Annotated in this window: 5 protein-coding genes; 1 reads left to right on the forward strand and 4 read right to left on the reverse strand. The window is 72.2% G+C overall.

The features are described from left to right. Nucleotides 1-8: 8 nt before the first annotated feature. On the reverse strand, nt 9-1,400 hold the full coding sequence (locus VGD70_RS32695) for a class II 3-deoxy-7-phosphoheptulonate synthase (RefSeq protein WP_331088253.1): 1,392 nt from the start codon (nt 1,398-1,400) through the stop codon (nt 9-11). 90 nt (nt 1,401-1,490) lie between these two features. Between VGD70_RS32695 and VGD70_RS32700 the strand changes: the two genes are divergently transcribed. Beyond that, nucleotides 1,491-1,958, forward strand: coding sequence for a group II truncated hemoglobin (locus VGD70_RS32700; RefSeq protein WP_331088255.1), 468 nt, complete (start codon nt 1,491-1,493; stop codon nt 1,956-1,958). Between the two features lie 7 nt (nt 1,959-1,965). Here the strand turns inward: VGD70_RS32700 and VGD70_RS32705 are convergent, their stop codons facing one another. The 3 genes from VGD70_RS32705 to VGD70_RS32715 form a co-directional block, all read right to left on the reverse strand. Beyond that, nucleotides 1,966-3,345: an amidase gene (locus VGD70_RS32705; RefSeq protein WP_331088257.1), complete on the reverse strand. Its 1,380-nt coding sequence runs from the start codon at nt 3,343-3,345 to the stop codon at nt 1,966-1,968. Between the two features lie 30 nt (nt 3,346-3,375). Next, entirely contained in the window at nt 3,376-4,401 is a 1,026-nt protein-coding gene (locus tag VGD70_RS32710; RefSeq protein WP_331088260.1) for a 6-phosphofructokinase, read from the reverse strand. Nucleotides 4,402-4,500: 99 nt separating this feature from the next. Then, complete coding sequence (locus VGD70_RS32715; RefSeq protein WP_331088262.1) at nt 4,501-5,004, reverse strand: polyadenylate-specific 3'-exoribonuclease AS; 504 nt, start codon at nt 5,002-5,004, stop codon at nt 4,501-4,503. Nucleotides 5,005-5,022 lie beyond the last annotated feature (18 nt).

The raw sequence follows: 5,022 nt of genomic DNA on the forward strand, positions 1-5,022 counted from the left end.
GCTTTCCCTTACGAGCGAAGCATCTCTGCTACCAGGAAGGCCAGCTCGAGGCTCTGCTGCGTGTTCAGCCTCGGGTCGCAGGCCGTCTCATAGCGGCCGTGAAGGTCGTCGTCCGAGATCTCCTGGGCGCCGCCCAGGCATTCCGTGACGTCCTCGCCCGTCAGTTCCACGTGGATGCCACCCGGGTGGGTGCCCAGGTGGCGGTGCACCTCGAAGAAGCCCTGGACCTCGTCGACGATTCGATCGAAGTGGCGGGTCTTGTAGCCCGTCGACGACTCGTGGGTGTTGCCGTGCATCGGGTCGCACTGCCAGATCACCTGGTGGCCGGACGCGGTCACCTTCTCGATGATCGGGGGCAGCACCTCGCGCACCTTGCCGTTGCCCATGCGGCTGATCAGGGTCAGCCGGCCGGGAACGTTCCGCGGGTCGAGGCGCTCGACGTACTCCACCGCCATCTCCGGCGTGGTGCCCGGGCCGATCTTGACGCCGACGGGGTTGGCGAGCAGCTCCGCGAGCGCGATGTGCGCGCCGTCGAGCTGCCGGGTGCGCTCGCCGATCCACAGGAAGTGCGACGACAGGTCGTAGAGCTTCGCCTGGTCGTCGCTGGCGTGGTCCAGCCGGAGCATGGCGCGCTCGTAGTCCAGCAGCAGCGCCTCGTGGCTCGCGAAGATCTCTGTGGTGTGCAACGACGAGTCCTCGACCCCGCACGCCGCCATGAAGCGCAGGCCACGATCGATCTCCGTGGCGATGGCCTCGTAGCGCTCGCCGGCGGCGGAGTTGCTGACGAAGTCCTTGTTCCACTCGTGCACCTTGGTGAGGTCGGCCTCGCCCGCGGCGGTGAGGGCACGCAGCAGGTTCATGGCGGCACCCGCATTGGCGTACGCGCGGATCATCCGGCCCGGGTCGGGCACCCGCGCCTCGGGCGTGGGCACGAGCGAGTTGACGATGTCGCCGCGGTAGACGGGCAGACCCAACGCGTCCGTGCCGTTGGAGCGGGGCTTGGCGTACTGGCCGGCGATCCGGCCGACCTTGACCACCGGCATGCTGGCGCCGTAGGTAAGCACCACGGCCATCTGCAGCAGCGTGCGGATGTTGCCCCGGATGTGCGGCTCGGTGTTGTCCACGAACGTCTCGGCGCAGTCGCCGCCCTGCAGCAGAAAAGCCTCGCCGCGCGCGACCTCGGCGAGCTTGGTGCGCAGCCGGTCGACCTCGGAGGGCACGGTGATCGGCGGCACGCTCTCGAGCAGGGTGCGCACCTGGCGGACCTGCTCCGGGTTGGGCCACTCCGGCTGCTGGGCGGCACGGCGCGCGAGCGCATCGTCCAGGCGGGCACGCAGTTCGGGCGGCAGCGGTGGCAACTCGGGGAGAGTGTCCACCGGAACGTCCACAGTCCAGTTCACGGCACAAGGGTATCGGCCGGGGTCACCCGCCTTTTCGCCGACAGCGATGCCGGTTGCCGGTCGGGTGCAAGCCGTGGTTGCGTGAGCGCCATGAGTGCGCCGCCCACGCTGTACGAGTGGATGGGCGGCGCGCCCGCCCTCGAGAAGCTCTTCGACACGTTCTACCGGCACGTTCGCGACGACGCCGTGCTCGAACCGGTGTTCCGGCACATGGACCCCGACCACTCCCGGCACGTCGCGGCGTGGGTCGGCGAGGTGCTCGGCGGGCCCCCCGCCTACTCGTCCACGCGCGGCGGGCACTCCCACATGGTGAGCAGGCACGTGGGCCGCGCCATCACCGAGTCGCAGCGCCGGCGGTGGCTGGCGCTACTGCTCGACACGGCCGACGAGGTCGGCGTGCCGGACGACCCGGAGTTCCGCGCGTCGCTGGTGGGCTACCTGGAGTGGGGCAGCCGGCTGGCGGTGCTGTTCTCGGCACCCGGCGCGTCGCCGTCGGTGGACGAGCCGATGCCGACGTGGGACTGGGCCAAGCCGCCGTGGCAGCCGCCGGCCGGCTGACGGGCCGCTAGAGCGCCGGCCGGTCGCCCGCCCAGGGATGGGCGCGCTCGAGCTGGCCGGCCAGCGACAGGAGCTGGTGCTCGCCGAAGGACGGGCCGATCAGCTGCACACCCATGGGCAGGCCCACAGAGTCGCGGCCGGCCGGGACGGCGGCCGCCGGGTAGCCGAGCACGTTCCACGTCGGGAAGTACGGGATGCCCATCGACACGCCGGCGAGCGTGTGGGCCGCCCCCGCGCCGTGGTAGCGCCCGATCCGCGGCTGCCGGCCGGTCCACCCCGGCTGCAGGATCACGTCGAAGTCGTGGAAGAAGCCGCGCATCCGGCCATCGAGGTCGTGCTCGGCCGCCCGCGTCCGGGCCAGCACCCCGTCGGGGATGCGCCGGCCGACCGCCGCGATCCGGCGGGTGCGCGGCTCCAGCCACTCCGGGTGCGGCAGGGCGGCGACGTCGTCGGCCACCCCGCGCAGGTAGCGGATCATGAACTGCTGGGTCGGCCGGACCCCCAGTGGCGGGTCGGCCACGACCACCTCGTGGCCGAGCGCGCGGAGCCGCTCGGCGGTCTCGAGCACGGCCTGCTTGCGCTGCGCCTCGATCGGCACCTTGCCGAGCGGCGTGCGCCACGCCAGCGCGATCCGCAGCGGCTCGGGATCGGTGTCGGCCGAGTCGCGGTAGAGCCCGCCGGGGTGGTCCTCCTCGGCGATGACGTCGAGCATCGCGGCGGCGTCGGCCACCCGCCGGCCGAGCGGGCCGACCACGGACAGCCCGTGCCAGTGCTCCTCCGGGCCCATGTCGATGAGCCCCCGCGTGGTCTTCAGGCCGAACAGCCCGCAGAACATCGCCGGGATGCGCACGGACCCGCCGCCGTCGGAGCCCGTGGCCGCGCCGACGACCCCGGCGGCGACCGCGGCGGCCGAGCCACCCGACGAGCCGCCGGACGTGTGGTCGAGGTGCCACGGGTTGCGGGTGGCGCCGTGGGTCAGCGTCTCGGTGAACGGCCACAGGCACCGGTCGGGCGTGTTCGTGTGCCCGACGATGACCGCGCCGGCCGCGCGCAGCCGGGCAACCGTCGGCGCGTCCTGCTCCGCCGGCGGGAACTGCGGGCGCCCGCCCATGCCGGTGACGTCGCCGGCGACGTCGAGGTCGTCCTTCACCGCGATCGGCACGCCGAGCAGCGGCGTGCGCTCCCCCGCGTCGAGCCGGCGCTGGGCCTCGGCGGCCGCGGCCCGGGCCTCGGCGGCGTAGACGATCCGGAACAGGTTCAGCCGCGGGTCGACCGCGTCCGCCCGGCGCAGCACCGCCTCGAGGAGATCGGGCGCGGAGACCGTGCCGTCCCGCAATGCCTGCGCCTGCGCGTCCGCGCCCGCCCACAACAGCTCATCGAGGTCCATGCGGCGCACTTTAGTCCCGCACGGCTGGGATCAGCCGAAGAAGACCTCTGCCTCCTGGTAGCGCTCCAGCGGCACGGTCTTGAGCTCCGCGGTGGCCTCGGCCAGCTTCACCCGGACGATGTCGGTGCCACGCAAGGCGACCATCACGCCGAAGTCGCCCGCCTGGACCGCGTCCACCGCGTGCAGGCCGAAGCGCGTGGCGAGCACCCGGTCGTAGGCCGTCGGGGTGCCGCCGCGCTGGGTGTGGCCGAGCACGACCGCGCGCGACTCCTTGCCCGTGCGCGCCGCGATCTCCTCGGCGAGCCAGGTGCCGATGCCGCCGAGCCGGACGTGCCCGAACGAGTCCTTCTCGCCGGTGAGCAGCTTCTCCTCGCCGCCCTCGGGCAGCGCGCCCTCGGCGACGACGATGATCGGGGCGTACTCGCGCTCGAAGCGGCGCTTCACCCACTCGACGACCTGCTCGACGGAGAACTGGCGCTCCGGCACGAGGATGACGTTGGCGCCGCCGGCGAGGCCGGAGTGCAGCGCGATCCAGCCCGCGTGCCGGCCCATCACCTCGACGACCAGCGCCCGGTGGTGGGACTCGGCGGTGGTGCGCAGCCGGTCGATCGCCTCGGTCGCGATGTGCACCGCGGTGTCGAAGCCGAACGTGTAGTCGGTGGCGCCGAGGTCGTTGTCGATGGTCTTCGGCACGCCGACCACGCCGATGCCGTCGTCGGTGAGCCGCTTGGCGACGCCGAGCGTGTCCTCACCGCCGATCGCAATGAGGGCGTCGACGCCGTGCTCGGCGAGGTTCTGCTTGATCCGGTCGACACCGCCGTCGATCTTGTACGGGTTGGTCCGGGACGAGCCGAGGATCGTGCCGCCGCGGGTGAGGATGTCCTCGACGTCGTCGAGCCCGATCGGCTTGAGCAGGCCCTCGATCGGCCCCTGCCAGCCGTTGCGGAAGCCGACGGTCTCCCAACCGTGGGCCTCGATCCCCTTGCGGACCACGGCGCGGATGACCGCGTTGAGTCCTGGACAGTCACCGCCACCAGTGAGCAAGCCGACGCGCATGTGCTCAATCCTCCATCCGGCCGCTAGAGCTGAGGTCCTGTTTGGGTCTACAGGTCCGTAGCGTGCCACCCTCTGGATCGGTGCAGCAACCGGCCTCCGTTAACGCGCGGCGAACCCGCGGCGAACCCACTCGGCCTCGATCACCCGCCACCGCGCGAGGTTGTGCCGGGCGTCGGCCAGCGCGTCGTGGGCGTCCTTCGGCGGGGCCGGGAGCGGGGGTTTTCCCACGTCCTCCCACCGCTGGCGCAGCTCCCGGGTGAACCGCGGCAGCTCCCGCGGCAGCGCCGGCATGTCCCCCCACAGCTGGGCGAGCGCGACGTGGTCGTAGGCGGCGAACCACGCCCAGAGCTCGACCTTGTCCCGATCGCGGTTCAAGAACCGCAGCAGCCGCGCACGCATGGTGGCCCGGTCGCACCACGCGGGGTCGGCCGGCGATGGCAGCTGGTTGAGCACGTGCTCGCGCACCCACTGGCCGGCCCGAGCGGGGTCGAACTCGGTCGACACGGCGTAGAACTCACGACCGCTCTCGTCGACGACACCGATCGACACCAGGTCGATGGTGGTCCCGTCCTCGATGAACTCCGTGTCGTAGAAGAACCGCATCGGGGCAGATTAGACGTG

It is taken from the genome of Actinophytocola sp., assembly GCF_036402745.1.
GTDB lineage: Bacteria > Actinomycetota > Actinomycetes > Mycobacteriales > Pseudonocardiaceae > Actinophytocola.